The sequence below is a fragment of the Arthrobacter sp. V1I9 genome, from assembly GCF_030817075.1.
In the GTDB taxonomy this organism is placed as follows: domain Bacteria; phylum Actinomycetota; class Actinomycetes; order Actinomycetales; family Micrococcaceae; genus Arthrobacter.
Genome location: NZ_JAUSYU010000001.1, coordinates 3,781,987 through 3,800,288, shown reverse-complemented (window position 1 = coordinate 3,800,288; position 18,302 = coordinate 3,781,987). Strand labels below are relative to the sequence as shown.

At 62.4% G+C, this 18,302-nt stretch carries 16 protein-coding genes; 4 read left to right on the top strand and 12 right to left on the bottom strand.

The window, feature by feature from the left end:
* Positions 1 to 1,023 (bottom strand): 2-hydroxyacid dehydrogenase, encoded by a 1,023-nt coding sequence (locus QFZ70_RS17730; protein ID WP_307097495.1) that lies wholly within the window; start codon positions 1,021 to 1,023, stop codon positions 1 to 3.
* Entirely contained in the window at positions 1,020 to 2,330 is a 1,311-nt protein-coding gene (locus QFZ70_RS17725; RefSeq protein ID WP_307097493.1) for a glucarate dehydratase family protein, read from the bottom strand. Before QFZ70_RS17725 ends, QFZ70_RS17730 begins: the two co-directional genes overlap by 4 nt.
* 121 nt (positions 2,331 to 2,451) lie before the next feature.
* Between QFZ70_RS17725 and QFZ70_RS17720 the strand changes: the two genes are divergently transcribed.
* A complete protein-coding gene (locus QFZ70_RS17720; RefSeq protein ID WP_307097492.1) occupies positions 2,452 to 3,384 on the top strand; it encodes a LysR family transcriptional regulator in 933 nt (310 codons plus the stop codon).
* Positions 3,385 to 3,404: 20 nt separating this feature from the next.
* On the opposite strand, the gene QFZ70_RS17715 is transcribed toward QFZ70_RS17720, so the two are convergent.
* From QFZ70_RS17715 to QFZ70_RS17685, 7 genes are all read right to left on the bottom strand, one after another.
* Positions 3,405 to 4,103: a FadR/GntR family transcriptional regulator gene (locus QFZ70_RS17715; protein WP_307097490.1), complete on the bottom strand. Its 699-nt coding sequence runs from the start codon at positions 4,101 to 4,103 to the stop codon at positions 3,405 to 3,407.
* Positions 4,104 to 4,127: 24 nt separating this feature from the next.
* Positions 4,128 to 5,255, bottom strand: coding sequence for a mandelate racemase/muconate lactonizing enzyme family protein (locus QFZ70_RS17710; RefSeq protein ID WP_307097489.1), 1,128 nt, complete (start codon positions 5,253 to 5,255; stop codon positions 4,128 to 4,130).
* Between the two features lie 247 nt (positions 5,256 to 5,502).
* Complete coding sequence (locus QFZ70_RS17705; RefSeq protein WP_307097487.1) at positions 5,503 to 5,775, bottom strand: hypothetical protein; 273 nt, start codon at positions 5,773 to 5,775, stop codon at positions 5,503 to 5,505.
* Between the two features lie 204 nt (positions 5,776 to 5,979).
* Positions 5,980 to 6,360 (bottom strand): universal stress protein, encoded by a 381-nt coding sequence (locus tag QFZ70_RS17700; protein WP_307097486.1) that lies wholly within the window; start codon positions 6,358 to 6,360, stop codon positions 5,980 to 5,982.
* Between the two features lie 44 nt (positions 6,361 to 6,404).
* Positions 6,405 to 8,432: a tripartite tricarboxylate transporter permease gene (locus tag QFZ70_RS17695; RefSeq protein ID WP_307097485.1), complete on the bottom strand. Its 2,028-nt coding sequence runs from the start codon at positions 8,430 to 8,432 to the stop codon at positions 6,405 to 6,407.
* 8 nt (positions 8,433 to 8,440) lie between these two features.
* Positions 8,441 to 9,649 (bottom strand): tripartite tricarboxylate transporter substrate binding protein, encoded by a 1,209-nt coding sequence (locus QFZ70_RS17690; protein ID WP_307097484.1) that lies wholly within the window; start codon positions 9,647 to 9,649, stop codon positions 8,441 to 8,443.
* A 21-nt stretch (positions 9,650 to 9,670) separates the two neighbouring features.
* Positions 9,671 to 10,822, bottom strand: coding sequence for a PrpF domain-containing protein (locus QFZ70_RS17685; RefSeq protein WP_307097482.1), 1,152 nt, complete (start codon positions 10,820 to 10,822; stop codon positions 9,671 to 9,673).
* Positions 10,823 to 11,100: 278 nt separating this feature from the next.
* Here QFZ70_RS17685 and QFZ70_RS17680 point away from each other — a divergent pair, with 278 nt between their 5' ends.
* The 3 genes from QFZ70_RS17680 to QFZ70_RS17670 all read left to right on the top strand — a co-directional run bounded on the left by QFZ70_RS17680 (position 11,101) and on the right by QFZ70_RS17670 (position 14,435).
* Positions 11,101 to 12,015 carry a LysR family transcriptional regulator gene (locus QFZ70_RS17680; protein WP_307097932.1) on the top strand — a complete coding sequence of 305 codons (915 nt, stop codon included), beginning with the start codon at positions 11,101 to 11,103 and terminating at the stop codon, positions 12,013 to 12,015.
* A gap of 135 nt (positions 12,016 to 12,150) precedes the next feature.
* The gene (locus tag QFZ70_RS17675; protein WP_307097931.1) at positions 12,151 to 13,329 is read left to right on the top strand and encodes an MFS transporter; all 1,179 of its coding nucleotides are present in this window, start codon (positions 12,151 to 12,153) and stop codon (positions 13,327 to 13,329) included.
* Between the two features lie 167 nt (positions 13,330 to 13,496).
* Positions 13,497 to 14,435, top strand: a complete 939-nt coding sequence (locus QFZ70_RS17670; protein WP_307097481.1) for a lipopolysaccharide assembly protein LapB — start codon at positions 13,497 to 13,499, stop codon at positions 14,433 to 14,435.
* Between the two features lie 80 nt (positions 14,436 to 14,515).
* Here the strand turns inward: QFZ70_RS17670 and QFZ70_RS17665 are convergent, their stop codons facing one another.
* The 3 genes from QFZ70_RS17665 to QFZ70_RS17655 form a co-directional block, all read right to left on the bottom strand.
* A complete protein-coding gene (locus tag QFZ70_RS17665; protein WP_307097480.1) occupies positions 14,516 to 15,268 on the bottom strand; it encodes an amidohydrolase in 753 nt (250 codons plus the stop codon).
* A 332-nt stretch (positions 15,269 to 15,600) separates the two neighbouring features.
* Complete coding sequence (locus QFZ70_RS17660; protein ID WP_307097479.1) at positions 15,601 to 16,671, bottom strand: beta-propeller fold lactonase family protein; 1,071 nt, start codon at positions 16,669 to 16,671, stop codon at positions 15,601 to 15,603.
* A gap of 371 nt (positions 16,672 to 17,042) precedes the next feature.
* Positions 17,043 to 18,275, bottom strand: coding sequence for an enolase C-terminal domain-like protein (locus QFZ70_RS17655; protein WP_307097478.1), 1,233 nt, complete (start codon positions 18,273 to 18,275; stop codon positions 17,043 to 17,045).
* Between the last annotated feature and the right edge of the window lie 27 nt (positions 18,276 to 18,302).

Sequence of the window (18,302 nt, the reverse complement as noted above, 5' to 3'; positions counted from 1 at the left end):
TCAAGCAGCCGGAATGGGACTTCGGACCACGTTGCTGAGCCCCAGGCCGCGGGCCAGGCGGTCGATGTTGGCGGCGATGTCGCCAGCACGGCGCTCAAAGGTGATCCGGGCGTGGCCGGAGTGGTGCGGCGTCAGCACGGTGTTCTCCAGCGAGGTGAACGGCAGCTCCGCCGGGGGGATCACGCCGTCGGCAGGTGCTCCCCACCAGACGTCGATGCCCGCCCCCGCGATCTGCCGGTCCTTCAAGGCCGCATAGAGGGCGGCCTGGTCCACCACTGGCCCACGTGCCACATTGATCAGCACGGCGGAGGTTCTCATGGCAGCCAGTTCGGCTTCCCCGATCATTCCCCTGGTGTCCTCGTCCAGCGGCACGGTGACCACCACGACGTCTGAGCTGCCCAGGAGCGTGTGCAGCTCCGGATTCCCGCCAACCCAGTCCAGCTGCACCCCCTCGGGAAGGGCTGCGGCCGGGTTGCGCCGGACGGCCTGGACTTTCATTCCCATGAGGGCGGCCACCCGGGCCACCTCCGCGCCGATGGAGCCGAGGCCCACCAGTCCCAGGGTGAGGTCGGCGAGGACGGGGTGGAAGGGGACGTCCGGAGCTGTGGCAATGGTCCGCCACTGCCCGCTGCGTACCTCCCGGTCCGCCCTGGCGACGTTGCGGGTCAGCATCAGGGTGAGCATCAGGACGTGTTCGGCGATGGGCCGTGCGTGGTGGAATGTGTTGGCCACAGCGGCTGCGGGCGGCAGGTGCGGGAGGGCGATCTTGTCGTAGCCGGCGCCGGTCACGTGGACGAGGCGAAGGTTGCCGGCAGCCTCCGCTTCCGCGGCCGTGAGGGAAGAGCAGACGACGACGTCGGCACCTGCCAGCGCGCGGCGTCGCCGTTCAGGGGACCATGCCGCCGCCATGTCCCAGTGGTGCGCGCCGCCGTCGTACTTCAACCTGTCCTCAAACCTACTGATGATGGGATCGGTGACGACGATCCGCAGGGCTTCCGGACCCGCAGGGCCGAGCGCGCTCACCAGCGGGGACTCTGGAGCTCGTAGCCGGGGTGGAGGCGCTGCATGTAGCCGGTGTCGTCCCGGCTGCGAATGCCGCACTCGAGGTACTGCCGGTGCAGCCGTTCCAGGGCATCACGGTCTATCTCGACGCCGAGGCCGGGCGCGGTGGGGACCTGGACGGCCCCGTCCTTGAACGCCAGCACGCCGTCCTTGATGACGTCCTCGCCAGGGTCCTTCCAGGGCCAGTGGGTGTCGCACGCGTAGTCGAGGTTGGGGGTGGCCGCCGCGAGGTGGACCATGGCGGCCAGGCTGATGCCCAGGTGCGAGTTCGAGTGCATGGACAGCCCCAAGCTGAAGGTCTCTGTGATTCCGGCCAGGAACTGGCTGCGGCGCAGGCCGCCCCAGAAGTGATGATCGGACAGGATGACGTCCACGGCGCCGGCTGTAACGGCAGGGGCAACGTCGGCGAAACTGACAACGCACATGTTCGTGGCCAGCGGCATCCCGACCTGCCGGCGGACGGCCGCCATGCCTTCGATGCCCGGGGTGGGATCCTCGAGGTATTCCAGCACGCCGTCGAGTTCCTTGCCCACCCGGATGGAGGTTTCCACTGTCCATGCGGCATTGGGATCGATGCGCAGGGGCAGGTCAGGGAACTCGTCACGGAGGGCCTGCATGGCCGCGATCTCCTTTTCCGGCGGGAAGACGCCGGCCTTCAGCTTGAGCGCACCGAACCCGTAGTGGTCCACCATGGTCCGGGCCTGCCGGACGATCCCGGCCGGGTCCAGTGCTTCGCCCCAGGTGTCCGCGGCCTGGCCGGGGTGGCCCGGCCACTTGTAGAACAGGTAGCCGCTGAACTGCACGGCGTCCCGGACGGCGCCGCCGAGGAGGTCGCTGACCGGCCGGCCCAGAAGCTTGCCCTGAATGTCCAACGCTGCAACGTCAAAGGCGGACAGCACGCGGTCCGCGGTGCTGGAGCCGGTGACCATGCCACTCATGCCGTGGCCGCCCTGGATGGTGTCCAGCCGAAGGGCCTGTTCTATGGCACCGCGCATGGAATTGACGTTGAAGATGTCCTTGCCGGGCAGGGCGGCAGCCGCAAGCTGGAGCCGGGCGATGTGGCCGGCGTCGCCGTAGGTTTCGCCGAAGCCTGAGACGCCGGCGTCGGTGTGGACTTCTACGATGGCCCGGAGTGCGAAGGGTTCGTGCACGCCCACCGTGTTGAGGAGCGGGGGATCCTTGAAGGCCACAGGTGTGATGGTGACTCCGGTGATCCGTGCCTGGTTGAGCTGGGCGTGGTGATCCTGGCCTGCGGGCTGGTGGTTCATCAGTGTCCTCGTCGACGTCGGTGCTGGCTTGCTAATTGTGGTCCTGGTCACTGACCATATGGGAAGGGATCAATACACGTCCAAGCCAACTTCTGCACTCAACCATCCAGTAAAGGTATGAATGTTTTCACTACCCCAGTTAGAGGCGTTTGTGGCCGTTGCCGAGGAGCTTCATTTCGGTGCCGCTGCTGAGCGGCTGAACATGACGCAGCCGCCCCTGAGCCGGCAGATCCAGATGCTCGAGAAGAAGCTGGGCACGCTGCTCTTCAGCCGGACCAGCCGGAAGGTGGAGCTGACGGCTGCCGGCGCCACGCTGTTGCCGCGGGCCCGGCAGATCCTGGACATGTGTATTAAGACGGACATGGACGTCCGCCGGGTTTCGTCGGGCCATGCGGGCACCATCACGGTGGGGTACACCGCCATTGCCGGGCAGAGCGCACTGCCGATGATGCTGCGACGGGCGGCGGAGGGGATGCCGGGGGTTTCCTTTGTGCTGCGCGAGCTGGTTTCCACCGACCAGATGGATGGCCTGGTGAAGGGGAGCGTGGATATTGGCCTGCTGCGTCCCATCGTGGCGCGGCCGGGGGTGGTTTCGCGGCCGCTGATGCAGGACCGCCTGGTGGTGGCGCTGCCGGAGGGCAGCTCCATCCTGGGGAGTTCTGTGCCGCCCGCGGGGGAGCCGTTGCCCTTGGGGTCGCTGGACCGGCGGCCGCTGCTGATGTACTCCACCAAGGAGGCCCGCTACTTCCACGACCTGGTCCTCCGCCTGTTTGCCAGTGCCGGCGCCCACGCCAACATCACCCAGTACGCCAGCCAGGTCCCGGCGCTGCTGGCGTTTGTGCAGGCGGGCCTTGGGGTGACGCTGGTGCCGGCCTCAGCCATGGCCTTCGCCCCGCCGGGAGTGGAGTTCCACGAGATCGACGGCCGGCACGGCATGCAGGAGCTGAACCGCGTGGATCTGGAGCTCGCCTGGAATGAGGAAACGGACAATCCGGCGGTGCTGCGGCTCCTGGATCTCATCGAGCCGGAAATGGTGGAGGCGGAGCAGGCCTGAAGCCGGGGACGGCGCCCGGGTTACGGCCGCGCTGAAGCCTTGAACCGCCGTCGTGAGTTGGCCAGATGGCTGCGCATGGCAGCCGCTGCGGCAGCCTCGTCTCCGTCCGCGATGGCCTCGGAGATGGAACGGTGCTCCTGGACCACCTGGTCGAAGTGGTCGCGTGCGTAGTGTTCGACGCCGGTCATCAGCCGGGTGCGCGGCATCGCGATCATTGTTTGGCCCAGGGCGGCCAGGCAGTCGGAGTAGAAGGGGTTGCCGGAGGCGGCGGCCACGGCCCGGTGGAACTCGAAGTCCGACTTCATGGCGTGGGCCGGGTGGCCGGCGCTCGCCGTGAACTCATCGAGGGCTGCGGTGACGGCCCGCAGCTGCCGGTCCGTGTGGTTCCTTGCTGCCAGTGCGGCGGCCTCGGTTTCCACTCCCATACGGAACTCAAGCAGGTGGAGCCGGTCTTCCATGGTGGCCACCGGACGGGCCCCGGGTGCTGCCTGGGGCTCGTCCGACGGCGGTGTGAGGGCGAAGCTGCCCCGCCCACGTTCGGTTTCAACCAGTCCCTCGGCCTGCAGCCGGGTCAGGGCGGCGCGCACCACGGTCCGGCTGACGCCGAAGTCGCTGATGAGGGTGTTTTCGCTGGGCAGCTTTTCGCCTGGCTGGATGGCGCCGTCGACGATGCGGGTGCGAAGGTCAGCGGCGAGGTCCGCGGTGAGGTTCCGGCTCATGGCTTCAAGGTTACGGCTTGATGGTTACGCGCCGAACTCCACGGAGTCGGTGGTCCACGCGCGTACCTGGTCGCTGAGCGTGACGCCGAGGCCGGGGCGGTCCGGGACGATCATGCGGCCGTTCTTGGTTTCGAGCCGCTCGTTGAACAGGGGATCGAGCCAGTCGAAGTGCTCAACCCACGGTTCGCGCGGGTAGGCGGCGGCCAGGTGCAGGTGGATTTCCATGGCGAAGTGCGGGGCGAGGCCCAGCCCGCGTTCGTCGGCCAGGGCGGCGAGGCGGAGGAACTGGGTGATGCCGCCGACGCGGGGTGCGTCCGGTTGGATGATGTCGCAGCCGTTGGCGCTGATAAGGCCCTTGTGCTCGGCCACGGAGGCGAGCATTTCGCCGGTGGCGATGGGGGTGTCCAGGACGTTGGCCAGGTGTGCGTGGCCTTCGAAGTCGTAGGCGTCCAGGGGTTCTTCGATCCAGATGAGGTTGAATTCCTCCAGTTGGCGGCCCATGCGGAGGGCGGTGGCGCGGTCCCACTGCTGGTTGGCGTCCACCATGAGCGGGACGTCCCAGCCGATGTGTTCGCGGATGCCGGCGACGCGCCGCAGGTCCTCTTTGCTGTCCGGAAGGCCGACTTTGATCTTGATGCCGCCGATGCCTTCTTCGATGGACTGGGTGGCGCGTGCCTTGACCTCTTCGAGGGTGGCGTTGAGGAAGCCGCCGGAGGTGTTGTAGGTCTGGACGGAATCACGGTAGGAGCCGAGGAACTTGGCCAACGGCAGGCCGGCGCGCTTGGCTTTGAGGTCGTAGAGGGCGATGTCGATGGCCGCCAGTGCCTGGGTGGCGACGCCGGAGCGGCCCACCGAAGCGCCTGCCCAGAGCAGCTTGGTGTAGATCTTGGCGATGTCGTTGGGGTCCTCGCCGATGATGCCCTCGGCAACTTCCTTGGCGTGGGCGTACTGTGCGGGGCCGCCGGCGCGCTTGGTGTAGCTGAAGCCGATGCCGGTGTGCCCGAGTTCGGTGGTGATCTCGGCGAAGAGGAAGACTACTTCCGTCATGGGCTTCTGCCGGCCGGTGAAGACTTTGGCGTCGCTGATGGGAACAGCGAGGGGGAGCTTGGCGGTGGACAGTTTGACGTGCCGGATCAGATCGACGGTACTCATGGGTTCTCCTTTGGGCGGGCGTCGGGCTCCTTCGCCCGCCTTCTTATAGTACAAGTGCGTTGCTTGTAATACAAGTAGTTTTTGCCGGTTGCCGGCCAGGCCAAGCCAATGCTCTCCCGCTGGCACTTCCCCACCTCGATGTCAGGCTGAGCTCTATGGCTTTTGAAAAGGAGTGTCAGGAAACGGCCGGTTGGATCCTGTTCTGACGGCAATTTGCATAGTGCCTGACGTCAGGTTGGGGTGTACCTCAACTGTTGTCAGCTCGGCTTAGCTTGACTGTTCGCCGGTACACCCGGAGTCCATCGCTGTGCAGGAACAGTGCCCGTCCCTGTCCGTCGTCCTGTTGAAGCCAGAGGACGCTGCCGTCCATGGCGAGCATGTCGATGCGGCCTGAGGTTATGACTTGTCCGTGATTGTGGATCTCCACCTCGTCGGTGCGGGAGAGTGTGGACCAGTTGGGGACGGGTTCGGGCCTGAGGGATCCAGTGTGGGGATTGGCCATGCGAGAGCGGGTGTTCATCTCGGTTGTCCTTTATCTACGGAGTTCTGGCGGTTGGATCTTCTGGGTAGTTATGGGAGGAGGCAGGGTGACCATGTTGGTCACCCTGCCTCCGTTGCATGCTGCGCTGTTCTCGCGCCCGTCCGTCGGGCTACCTGTTGCGATGGAGTGCGTGAACGGCAGCACACGCGCCGGACAGTGTGTCCGGCAGTCAGTAGCGCCGGGTCAGAGTTTGTCGGCCCGGACTGCGAGTACGGGGCAGGTCGCGTCGAGCAGGATGCGCTGGACGGTGCTTCCCAGGATGAGCTTGCCCACCATGGACCTGTGCCTGAGCCCAATGACAATTACTTCGACGCCGCGTTCCTGTGCAATTTGGATGACCGCGTCCCCCGGATCGGCCAGGATTGAGGATTCGATGGTCAGGGCCAGGCCGGCCTCGATCAGTTGGCCTTCGAGCTCCTGCAGTTCCTGCGCGTCCAAGTCGTGGTGGCCACGACCGATATTCACGATGAGCAGGTCCGACTTCCGCCGGTGGGCTTCCTTGATCCCCTCAGTTAGCGCCTCCCTGCCTTCGGGAGCGGATGCGTAGGCTACGAGTACCGTCATTTTTTGATTCTCCAATGGCTTTGGGTGTGCCGGGTGTTCCGGTGCTAGACGAGGGTGTTGAGCCAGCCCTGCGGCAGGTCAATCGGCAGCAGCGAGGGCAGTGCCAGGAGCACGATGTACAGGACTCCGGTGTAGATGATTGCGACCTTGAGCCGCGCCCTTGCGACTATCAGGAGGAAGGCCGGGATGAAGATGGTGACTGCAATCAGGTATCCGAAGGCGGCCGTGAGAGCCAGGAAGCCTGTCATCCATAGGAAGGTCTTCAGCGCGAACTTAGCATCAAGGGTCCAGCCTGCCTTCACGGGCTGTTTGCCAAGGCTCCCGTCTGCTTTTTCAGCAAGGGTGTGATCTGCGTGCGGAGTCCTGCCGCGAAGCCTTCTCCGGATCTCCATGAAGAGCAGGATGCCGGAGAAGATCAGGCCTCCGGTGCTCACCAGCTGGGGGACCAGTCTGGCTTCCGGGGAGAATGAAGCGGAGGAGAGGAAGGCGGCGGCGAAGGCGACGAAGAAGATGCCTGATGCTGCGAGAGACCAGGTGGAATTTTTCAGCGGAGCTTCGTCGTCCTCGGGCTGTTCGTCCCGGTGACCATCGTCAAGGTTGGTGTGCCGGCGGGCGCGGATGAACTTGATGAGCGCCCAGATCATCGGCAGGATGAGGATGGCCAGGAAGACCAGGACGCCGGGGCGGGCCATCCAGTCGAAGCCTTCGTAGAGGCTGTCGGTGAGGAAGTAGTAGCGTTCCAGCGGGATGGCCAGGACGAAACCGATCAGGAACGGTGCCCGGGGGAACCCTGTGGATTTCAGCAGCCAGCCGAAGACGCCGAGGATGATCATGATCCAGAGGTCGCCGAGCTGGCCGCCTTCCTGGAATGAGCCCAGGAGCATGATGGCTACGAGGCCTGCTGCCAGGACGGCGAAGGGGACCTTGGTCAGTTTTGCGAGCTGTTTGACGCTGAGGAAGCAGAGCAGCGCGCCAAGGATCGAGGCGATCGCGAAGGACCAGACGATCAAGTACATCAGGTCAAGGTGTTCGGTGATGATGGAGGGTCCGGGCTGGATGCCGTAAGTGAGGAGCATTCCCAGGAGCATCGCCGAGGGCACGCCGCCGGGGATGCCGAACAGGAGGGTGGGGATCAGGTCGCCGGCCTCCACGGAGTTGTTGGCGCTTTCGGGGCCGACAATGCCGCGTGGGTCTCCCTTGCCGAACTGGCGCTTGTCTTTGGCGGTAGCCACGGCCTGGCCATAGGCCATCCAGGTTCCGGCGGTGGCCCCGACGCCAGGCAGGACGCCTGCCCAGATACCGATAAGCGCTCCACGGATGACCTGTGTCCAGTGGGAAAGCCATTCCCGGATGCCCTGGCCCCATCCGCCGCCAAGGCTGATGGTTTGCTTTTCGCCCCGGCGCTGGCTGGCGCGGGATGCGATCTCGGCCAAACCGAAGATGCCCAGGGCAACAGCGACGAGTGACAGGCCGTCTCCGAGGAACAGACTGCCGAAGGTAAAGCGTTCCTCAGCTGTGGTCGGCGAGGTTCCAACCATGCCCAGGATCAGGCCAAGGAGGCCTGCCGAGACTCCCTTGATGATGTTTCCCCGTGACAGGACCGCCGCCAAAGACACACCGAGGACGGTCAACATGAAGAGCTCAGGACTGGCGAAGGAAAGGACCAAGGGCCGGGCCAGCGGAATCGCCAGGGTCAGTCCGACCGCGCCGATGATGCCGCCGGCCATGGAGGATAGGAAAGCCAGGGTCAGCGCGCGGGCTGCCTGGCCCTTCTTGGCCATGGAGTAGCCGTCGAGCATGGTGACGCTGGCTGATGCTGAGCCTGGGGCGCCGAGCAGTACGGCGGAAACGGTGTCGGAGGTGTGTACGACGGCGAGGGCTCCGATGAGGAGCGCCAGAGCCTGGGGCGGTTCCATGCCGAAGGTGATGGGCAGCAGGATTGCAACGGCTCCTGTGCCGCCAAGTCCCGGGATGAGGCCCATGATCAGGCCGGCGACCGTGCCGATCAGGAGCATGATGAGGAGGGAGGGGTCAGCGAGGGATGCCAGCGCTGCCATTGCGGAGTCAAGCATGATGGTCCTTATTCAACGTGGATGTTGTATTTGTCCGCGAGCAGCCCTGTGACATAGGACCGGACGGAGCCGCTGACTTTGTAGGCGTCGCGGACGCGGTCGGCCATGCCGGTGTCCGCGACGAGGGGGTAGCCGCCGAGTACTTTGGAAGCCTTTTCCTGGAAACCTGTGTCGGTGCCGAGCTTCTCGCTGGATTGGCGCAGCAGCTCGTAGGCGTTCTCGGGTGTTTCCTGGGGCACCCAAAGTCCTTTTTGGTAGGTGTAGGTGAGCCCGAGCAGGGTCTTGTAGGCCTCAAATTTTTCCCCTGACGGCTTCTTTCCGTGGAGCGTTTCGTAGGCTTCTGCGACCGTTGGCACGTCGGGGAAGTTCGGGTCACGGATGACGTCCCCGGCCTCGTTCAGTTGGCCGAAGGACATTAGGACGACGGCTTTGCCTTCCTTGGCGATGCCGGCGACGGCCGAGCCGTAGGCTGAGGTCGTCTGGTAGTCCAAGTCGATTTCGCCGCGCTGCAGGGCCAAGTTGACCGGGCCTCGGCCTTCGAACCCAAAGGTGGTCGTGATGTCCGCTTCGAGCAGGTCGAAGGCGACCAGGGTGGTGATATCCAGGCCTGTGGCGCTGATCCCGCCGAACTCCAGCGGCTGCTCCCGGTTGATCAGGTCCTGAACACCTGCAACCCCGGCTTCGGCCCGGGCGTAGATGACTCCGCCGGTGCCGTTGACCACGACGGGCTTGAGGTCTTCAAAGGAGTATTTAACGGCCGAGCGTCCCAGCACCCAGGGCACTACGGTGGAGGCTGTCCCGACCAGGATCTCAGTGCCGTCGGTCTTGGCTGACCGGGCGAACCTGTTGGTGCCGAGAATGCCTTCGCCGCCGGCTTCGTTCACGGGTGCGAAACCGGGGCGGCCGGGGACGTAGTTGGTCAGTTCGGTGCCGATGAACCGGGCCCAGGTATCTGTTCCGCCTCCTGAAGCCAGGGGAATCAGGAATTCGAGGGTTTCGCCGCTGAAGTTGCCGTCTTCGGTGCTGGAGGGTGGGTTCAGCAAGCTGCCGCCCAGGACGGTGGTTGCCGTTCCCAGGAGCGCGAACGCACCGACGGCGGTGAGGATAGTGCGCCGGGAGTGCTTGGGCGGATCTGGCTGCTCGCCTTGCTCGGTCTGCCCGTCGGTGCCTTCCGGGGAGAGTCCGGGCGGCTCCAAGGATGACTTGTTGCTCGTCATTGAGGAATCCTTAGGTTGGGCCTACCTCAATGCAACACCACTCCAGTGTCGATAAGAGGACAGGCTGTTATTTTGTGTTCCGCTTACCAGGACTCTGGAAGCAGCAGTTCGGCGTCCGCGATGCGGCGGGCGCTTCGGATGGTTCCGACGACGGGCACGCCGTCGTTGATTTCTGCCCATGTCTGGACTAGGCCGGCGGGGGTGCGCATGATGAGCCCGGACGAAGGATCCGTTGAGAGCAGATCCCGGACCACAGTGCCTTCGTGCTGGGCGGCCATGGTCAGCGCTACGCTTCCGGTGATAGCCAGGTGACAGCATGGCCGGGTGGAGCCTGCCCATGGACAGCATCCTGACGTTGAGCTCAGCTTCATCCTCCGGGGCCGCTTTGCCGACCAGGGCCAGCTTGGGTATCGCCCGTGCGGCGTCAGCGCGCGTTGCTGCAAGGCCCATGCGCACGGCGGCGTCCCGGCGTACGTCATCCAGATGGACAAGAAGTGCCGCCTGGCTGTCGATGTCCGCGGCCGTCTCGTTGCCGGTGAGGCCGATGGACTCAGCGTCCAGGATGATCAGGGGAGCGCCGGCATCGATGAGCGTCGCTGGGACTTCCCGCCCATCGAACGTCACCTTCTCCACCGGTTCACCGGTGGGGAACAGCTTCCCGGTGGTCCTCCCGGCCGGATCCAGGAACCCCATGCCGACCGACAGCCCGGGGAACGGAACGCCCGGGATCATCTGGGTGCCCGGATCCTGAAGTTTGCCCTCCGGCGTTGGAACCTTCTGCAAAATGAGCTGATCGGTGTTGGTATTCAAGGTCCGGACGGAGGTGGTCTCCTGGCCGGGAACCACCCAGCCCCGTTCGATCGCATAGGGGGCGACTACGGCTGAGCAGTTGCCGCAGTTGCTGCCCCAGTCCACTTTCTGCTCGTCGATGGCCACCTGTGCAAACGTGTAGTCGACATCGGCCTCGTCACTGACAGAGCGGGACAGGATAACGGCCTTGCTTGTCGTGGATGTTCCGCCTCCGACGCCGTCGATCTGACGGTTGTCGGGGCTGCCGAAGAGACGCAGAAGAACTTCGTCCACGCTCTTACCGGGAACCTGCAGATGGTCCCACTCGAACACCCAACACTTGCTGGTTCCGCCCCGCATCCACGCTGCTGGGATCTTAAACATGATTGCTTTCACACCTTCCTAGGGCCCTTCCTTGGGCCTGCAAGCCTTACCGGCTGTCTAAGTGTGATCCAAACCTCATATGAATTACAAACACCAAATAGTGAACGTCTATGCACTAATACTTCAATCAGCCGCTCCTGGAACGGGTTTCCATCAGGCTCACGCGAGCAGCTGTAGAACCGATGAGGCATTGAGGTCGGGAATTTCGGCCCGTACTGAAGTGAAGGCATAGGATTGTGAGGGGGGCATAAGAAATACTTCAAAGGAGGCGGGTGGCTGTGCTGAACATCAGGAGGCTTGAACTGCTGTTGGACGTGGTCGAGCTCGGATCGATTACCGCCGCTGCTGAAAAGCATGTGTACTCCCCATCCGGGGTGTCGCAGCAGCTGCGGAGGCTGGAAGCCGAAATCGGGCAGCCACTTCTTCAACGGCAGACCCGCGGTATGGTCCCCACTGATGCCGGTCATGTTCTCGCAGCGCACACCCGGCGCATCCTGCGACAGATGGCTGCCGCTGAGGCGGATTTGGCAGAAATCGCAGGACTCCACCGGGGCAGCCTGACCATGGGGACCTTCCCCACCCTCGGCGGATCCTTTCTCCCGCTCGTGATCAGCCGGTTCAAGAAGGAGTACCCGGCGATTGAGCTGCACGTGCGCAGCAGCCGTTTCGAGGACTTGGTTGAGATGCTCGAGAACGGCCAGGTTGGAATGTCTCTCCTCTGGGACTACGAATGGAACCGGATCAACCCTGGGGACTTTGCCCTCACGACTGTTTTCGAGGATGCTACGGCGCTCATAGTGGGCAAGGACCACCGACTGGGGCGACGAAAGCAAGTGGACATGGCAGACCTGGCCGCCGAAGAATGGATTGTTCGCGGTGATGCCCATCCTGTGGTTGAAGTACTGCACAGAAGCGCTAGTGCGGCAGGGTTTACTCCACGGATCGCTTTTCAGGCCAACGACTACCAGGAGGCCCAGGCAATGGTCAGTGTTGGCCTGGGCATAGCGCTTGCTCCGCGAACCGCCGTTGTCAATAAGCATCCCGGTGTCAGCATCGTTTCACTGGGTGCCAGTGCCCCGTCCCGACGAGTGCTCCTGGCCCACCGTCACGACAGGGTGCGCGCTGCCGCGGAAATGGCCTTCCAGGCAACCCTCCTGGAGGTTGCCAAAGAAACGACCGCGGATTTCCGGTGAAGCGCTGCATTCGAGAAGCCCCGTGCCAAGGGTGAGGCCGGTTGTATTCAGATCGTGTCGGCTTGCATTGACTGGCTTGGCAGCACCACCAAAGGGGGAGTGGTGAGCGAGGGAAAGTCGATCCGGTGGTTATGGATGCTGATCGCATCCGCGGTGCTTTGCCAAATCGCTCTCAATCTGGCGAGGCCACTCATTTCTTATAAAGTGTTGGCCCTGGGCGGTGACTCGGTTGCAGTGGGCCTGACCTCTGCCTCCTTCGCCCTCCTTCCGGTGGCCATCGCCCTCTGGCTCGGTCGATTGTCAGACCGCCGCACCTCGATGAAGGGCATCACCCTGGCCGGCACGCTCTTGCTCGCCACCGGTCCGCTCCTGCTCTCAGCCGCCCCATCCCTGCTGCTCGTTGCTGTGTCCAGCGCAGTGCTGGGTATTGGCCACCTGTGCTTCACGATTGCCGGACAGTCCGCCATCGCACGATTCGTTCCGCTCAGCCGGATGGACGCAGCCTTTGGCTGGTTCACCGCGGCGTTCTCCCTTGGGCAGCTGGTTGGTCCACTTGTTGCAGGTCTGGCCATGGGGCCTGCAGGAAACGTGTCCGCAGCGGCCCGGCTCATGGACGCCAACTCGGCATTGATACTCGCCGGGGCGATAGCGGTGCTAGCCATTCCGATCGCCTTCGGGGCATCGGGCAAGGAACGCGCGAACGCCCCAAAAACAGAAGCAACTCAAGCGAAGGCGGCCCCCAAGTCAAAGTCTGTCGCCCACCTTCTGGGTATCCCCACCGTGAAGACCAATATGCTCGCCAGCCTCGCACTGCTGGCCACAACCGACATCATCGTCGCGTTCCTCCCCCTGCTGGGAGAAGAAAACGGAATCGCCCCCATCGGAATCGGCGTCCTTCTCGCCGTTCGGGCGGCCGCCTCGATCGCGTCCCGTCTGCTCCTGCCCGTAATGCTGTCTCAATGGAGCAGAACCGGACTTATCACCGCCAGCCTCGCGGGCGCAGGTCTAAGCCTATCGATCCTGCCCTGGCTGTTCGGGAATCCTGTCCTGGCGGCGGCTCTCTTAGCCATCGTTGGATTCTTCCTCGGCCTTGGACAACCCATCACGATGACGCTCATCACCCAGGCGGTCCCTCCCGAGGCACGTGGCGCCGCACTGGCCCTGAGGCTGCTGGGCAACCGTCTCGGACAGGTTGCCCTGCCGATCGGGGCAGGGTTGCTGGCAGCTCCAGCCGGACCGGGCGGAGCCTTATGGATGTCATCAGCAGTTCTTTGCGCCGCCTCCGTAAGATGGCCAAAAAGGCCCACAACCTAGGCCCTCCCCGCGGGATGGAATGCCTTCGTAGAGGTGCCGTGCTTACGGAACAGGCGGCATTCAAAAGTTGGATTGCCTGGCAGTATCAGCGACATAGGCCGGGTTCATCCATCACAATGAAACTACGGTCACGATGTGTGATGGCGTAGCGCCGAGCGGAGCCGCAAATGAACCAAAACCAGCGACACGCAGAAGCCGCAGCAGCGCTTCAAAAAACGGTCGACCGTGGCGACCCTGATGACGCCCCAAGAGCGGCAGTCACCCTGGGAACACTGCGCCTGGAATCCGGCGACCCCGCCGGAGCACAAAGAGCCTTCCAAGCCGCGAAGGACAGCGGCCATCCCGAGTACGCCCCAAGAGGTGCTGTCCTCGTCGGCATAAGACTGATGGAGGCCGGCGACTGGGATCGAGCCCGCCGCGCGTTTGAGCAGGCTATCACCAGTCACCATCCCCAACATGCGCCTTCCGCCTGGGTCATGAAGGGGATGCTCCTGGAAAAACAAGCAAATCCAGCTGCGGCGAACGCAGCATACCGAACAGCAATCGACAGTGGTAACCCAGAATATGCCCCCTTAGCTGCGGTCGGGCTGGGGTTACTCCTCCAAAGACAGGGCGACGCCATCGGCGCCCAAAAGGCCTACCAAACAGCAATCGACAGTGAACACCCTGACCACGCACCCTTTGCGATGCTACTAACGGGGGAGTACCTCACGGGGGGAGACCTGCAGTCCCGTGAGCGCTTCCGCAACACAGCCGCCCGTTACGGAAACCCGGACGTTCTCGTGAGCCTGGCCGAGCTGTACATTGCCGAGCAGGAAGTACCCACCGCCCGCCGGCTCCTCCAGCAGGCGGCGGTCTTGGGCAACAATGTCGCCGCCCATTCGCTCCAGCTATTCGGGCTGCCGGACACCCACACAGCAACCAGTGACGCCGCACCAAAAGCACTCCTGGAATCTGCTGAAGAGAACGACACTGACAGCATGAACATGCTCGGCCTTCTTGCGGCCGTTCACGGAGACGTCCTCGAAGCACGCTCATGGTGGACCAAGTCCGCCAGTGAGAGGGACATGATTGCCCCGCTGCTGCTCTCACGCCATTTGGGTTAGCGGACCTCAGCGTTACGAAGATGCCGGAAGGGGAGCCTGGCTGGACCGGAAAGGGCTCAAGTCATCGGAAGCGGGAAGTCTCATGGAATCAACCCGTAAAAGCGCGCCCCGTTCTCGTAAAGGGCGAGATTCGCGTCCTCAGCAAGAATGTCCGCAACGAGTTCCACATCCTGCGGCTGAAACGGCACTCGGGCTCTCGTGCTGGGAAGATCGGTTCCAAACATCAAAGCCTCGGGATTCTGCTTGTGGATTTCCCGGACAGCCGAAGCAACGTCGAGCTCAACCCGACCAAATCCCGTGGCCTTCACCCGGACGCCACGGGACACAAGACGGAGCAGGACATTGCGATGCTTCGACGTCATGCCCAAGTGGTCGATACTCACCTTGGGAAGCGCTGCAATGACCGGCTCCAACTCGACCAGATCCTTCGCGTCGAGGTAGAACTCGACGTGCATCCCGGCAACGTCCCACACTCGCCGCCCAAGTGACGACACGCTTTCTATTTCCGCGGACCCGCCCCGGTAAAGATTGAATCGAACGCCACGGACTCCCGCTTCACGGAGACGAAGAAGTTCGTCGTCGCTTATCGTCTCGGCAACATTGGCAACGCCCACGAACATAGGCCCAAGAGTCGCCAACGCATCGATCAGGTAACTCTGGTCGAAGGCCTGGAATGAACCAGAGACGACAGCACCACCCGTAACTCCCAGATCTGAAACGGCACCAAGATAATCCGCCGCCGTGAACTCGGGCGGCAGATACCCCTTGTTCGGAACAAGAGGGAAGCGGGTATCGATGATGTGGAAATGGCTGTCAAAGATCCGTCGGTTCATGATGTTCCCCGTACGTGGATTGTGCGACTTCAGACCCTATTGTGCCAGCTCGATTTCGACCCCTAAACCGGAAGAGTCCGTCCGACATGGACTTGTTAGGTTGGGGTGTGCTCCAGCCTGCTAATAACTAGAGCAGGGGCAGTCCTGAGCTTCTGCTGGACGCTTCAGGCGCACACCCCCTATTTCCTTGCGCAAGTATTGGGTGGTGTTCCGGCAGAATTCTTAGTACCGCGCTTGTCATGGCGGATTCCCTTGGTTGGTGCAGGGTGCCTGATGGGATTGATCAAGTCAGCACGACGTGCATGGAATTTTTGCGTTCCGGACGACTCAGTTCAGGGAGTTGAAGCTTCCTGGTAGGGGAAGAACTCTATCCATCTCGGCCCGGCTGAGCATCTTTGGGAGCTTTGCCGGCTCAGAAGGCCGCTGGTTCGGTCTATACGGTAGACCGAGATCCTGTTGGATACTTCTCCGCAGACAATTAAGAAGTTTCCCGTTGGGTCGATTGCCATGCCGCGGGGTTGTTCTTCTGTTTTCACCGTTGCGCGCAGTGTTAGTGATTGCGTGTGATCGTCCTGAGCCAACACAGCTATAGTGCTACTGGTTCGTTCGGTGGCGTAAAGGAAACGTCCATTTGGGGTGACTTGAAGTTCAGCACTCCAGATGGCGTTAACTAGCGGAGCTGGACCGGTTCCGTTGCGGATGGTCCCAGGTACGAGCCCGAGTTCGGGAGCTGTTGAGCATAACTCGCCAATCTCAGTTAGCTCTCCGGTGACCTTATCCCGCGAATAGCTTGTAATCGTGCCCGATAATTCGTGGATTGCATATAACAGGGCACTGTTTGGTGAGAAATGAAGGTGGCGGGGACCGCTGTTGGGCGAACAAGGCAAAGACTTTTGTTCACCAAGTTGCCCTCCTTCATCCAGAGCCCACCACACAATTTGATCGTCCCCTAGCGAGGTGGCGTATAGGAATCGTCCGTCGGGGCTCGAAAGTACGGCGTGGGCGTGACGACCTGGGTGTCGCTTGCTTACCGGCGTTTCAGTCACTTCTCCGTTGTCATCGATGCGGGTAACGGATACGAAGCTTCCCTCATAGGACGCTCCGAGGAGGAAATGGCCTGATGGGTCCACAGCTAGATAGGCAAGCCGGGCGATCGAATTGGCAGCGGCCGATTCTTGAAGGGAACCACCCTGGGCAGTGATGTGGAGCGATGCAATTGACGGGGGATTGGTTGCAAGAGCTGCATACAGCTTATCTTTGGCCCTGTTTACGGCGAGGCAATGAACGGATGCGGCGGTGGAGAACTGCGATAGGGGGACTAAAGCGCCTGAAGTTGAATCGAACAGCAGGACCTCGATTTTTAGACCTTCGTGGCAGGCGACGTAAACGGCGAAGCGGGTCATTAGGCTGCAGTCCTCTCATTGCTGTTTGCCCTGCCGAAAGACGTGCAAGCCTTATTGCCGACGACAAACGTTGAGGTCAGGTATTGCCGCATCTGAGGGACAGTATTGCCGTCAAAGACCCTGGTCCATGCCCAGTATGGTGCTGGAATGGGCATGGACCTAGGAGGAAGTCTCGATGGACCGCTCCTTTATGCAGGTTTGCGGTTCAACTCCTGTGGTTGTAGGTGGGTCGGTCAGGCGTGCCGCCGCTGCTCCCGAAGGTAGGCGTATCCCTTTATCAGGAATGTCAACCTGCTTACCAGCGGGGTTGGCTGCCTGGCGCCTCAAGTGAGCCCGTCCTCGGCGCAACTTCAGGCTGGACGGCTTGCGGCTTACCAGCGCGGTGCGACGTACTCGTACTCGGGCTCGATGGATTTCATGTAGGCGGTGTCATTTCTCGTTCGGATGTTCGAGGCCAGATACTTCTCGTGCAACCTTCCCAGGCCTTCACGGTCGAGCTCAACCCCGAGGCCAGGCTTGTCTGGTACCCGGATCGCTCCGTCGATGAACTGCAGATTGGCTGTGCTGACCACATCCTCGGACTCGTCTTTCCACGGCCAATGCGTGTCAAGAGCATAGGTCAGGTTCTCTGTGGCTGCACCAAGATGGACCATTCCCGCAAGGCTGATTCCAAGGTGGCTGTTGGAGTGCATCGACACGCCAATACCGAAGGTTTTGCAGAGTGCTGCGAGATTCAGGGACGGATGAAATCCTCCCCAGTAGTGCTGGTCGATGAGAATCACTTGGACGGCGTTAAGCCGGATCGCCTTCGGAATATGGCCGGTTTCCACAACGCACATGTTGGTTGCCATGGGAATGCCGGTGCGGCGGGCTACTTCTGACATCCCTTCGATTCCCATTGTTGGGTCCTCATAATATTCCAGGGCCTGGCCGAGCCGTTCGCCAACGCGGACAGAAGTTTCGACGGACCAAGCACCATTGGGATCCACCCTTAAGGGCAATGATGGAAACGCGGTGCGAAGTGCCTCGATAGCTTCTGCTTCCTCGTCGGGTGCAAAGACACCTCCCTTGAGCTTCAGGGATTTAAAGCCGTACTCACGAACCATTGTCTGTGCCTGACGCACAATCCCAGCTGGATCTAGGGCCTGACCCCAGCGGTCCTCTTGGCCTCCAGGATGCGTCGCCCACTTGTAAAAGAGGTAGGCACTGAAATCGACGTGGTCGCGGTGTTTGCCGCCGAGCACTGACCACACCGGTTCACCAAGAATTTGTCCCTGAAGGTCATAGAAGGCTGAGTCGAACGGCGCGACCACGCTGCCGATGGTCTTGCCGGTCGTTTCAGGACCCATGAGACCGGTCTGTGATCCTCGTGAAATTCCACCTAGAACGTCACCGATGACGGTCCAGAGCCGGCCTACGTCGAAGGGTGAGGCACCTTTGACAGCTTCTGCTGCTTTGTTCAGCAGTTCAAGATGGCCCGCGTCACCGTATGTTTCTCCCAGCCCGATGAGCCCGGTAACGGTGTGGACTTCAACAATGGCCCGTAAGGCAAGTGGTTCGTGAACTCCGACGGAATTGAGTAAGGGCGGATCCGTGAAGGCCACGGGAGTTATTACGACATGATTGATCTC

Excerpts from the sequence above, each read along its gene's own strand:
- QFZ70_RS17725 (WP_307097493.1), bottom strand. The coding sequence starts at position 2,330 with ATGAACCACCAGCCCGCAGGCCAGGATCACCACGCCCAGCTCAACCAG.
- QFZ70_RS17720 (WP_307097492.1), top strand. The coding sequence starts at position 2,452 with ATGTTTTCACTACCCCAGTTAGAGGCGTTTGTGGCCGTTGCCGAGGAG.
- QFZ70_RS17715 (WP_307097490.1), bottom strand. The coding sequence starts at position 4,103 with ATGAGCCGGAACCTCACCGCGGACCTCGCCGCTGACCTTCGCACCCGC.
- QFZ70_RS17710 (WP_307097489.1), bottom strand. The coding sequence starts at position 5,255 with ATGAGTACCGTCGATCTGATCCGGCACGTCAAACTGTCCACCGCCAAG.
- QFZ70_RS17705 (WP_307097487.1), bottom strand. The coding sequence starts at position 5,775 with ATGAACACCCGCTCTCGCATGGCCAATCCCCACACTGGATCCCTCAGG.
- QFZ70_RS17700 (WP_307097486.1), bottom strand. The coding sequence starts at position 6,360 with ATGACGGTACTCGTAGCCTACGCATCCGCTCCCGAAGGCAGGGAGGCG.
- QFZ70_RS17695 (WP_307097485.1), bottom strand. The coding sequence starts at position 8,432 with ATGCTTGACTCCGCAATGGCAGCGCTGGCATCCCTCGCTGACCCCTCC.
- QFZ70_RS17690 (WP_307097484.1), bottom strand. The coding sequence starts at position 9,649 with ATGACGAGCAACAAGTCATCCTTGGAGCCGCCCGGACTCTCCCCGGAA.
- QFZ70_RS17685 (WP_307097482.1), bottom strand. The coding sequence starts at position 10,822 with ATGTTTAAGATCCCAGCAGCGTGGATGCGGGGCGGAACCAGCAAGTGT.
- QFZ70_RS17675 (WP_307097931.1), top strand. The coding sequence starts at position 12,151 with ATGCTGATCGCATCCGCGGTGCTTTGCCAAATCGCTCTCAATCTGGCG.
- QFZ70_RS17670 (WP_307097481.1), top strand. The coding sequence starts at position 13,497 with ATGAACCAAAACCAGCGACACGCAGAAGCCGCAGCAGCGCTTCAAAAA.
- QFZ70_RS17665 (WP_307097480.1), bottom strand. The coding sequence starts at position 15,268 with ATGAACCGACGGATCTTTGACAGCCATTTCCACATCATCGATACCCGC.
- QFZ70_RS17660 (WP_307097479.1), bottom strand. The coding sequence starts at position 16,671 with ATGACCCGCTTCGCCGTTTACGTCGCCTGCCACGAAGGTCTAAAAATC.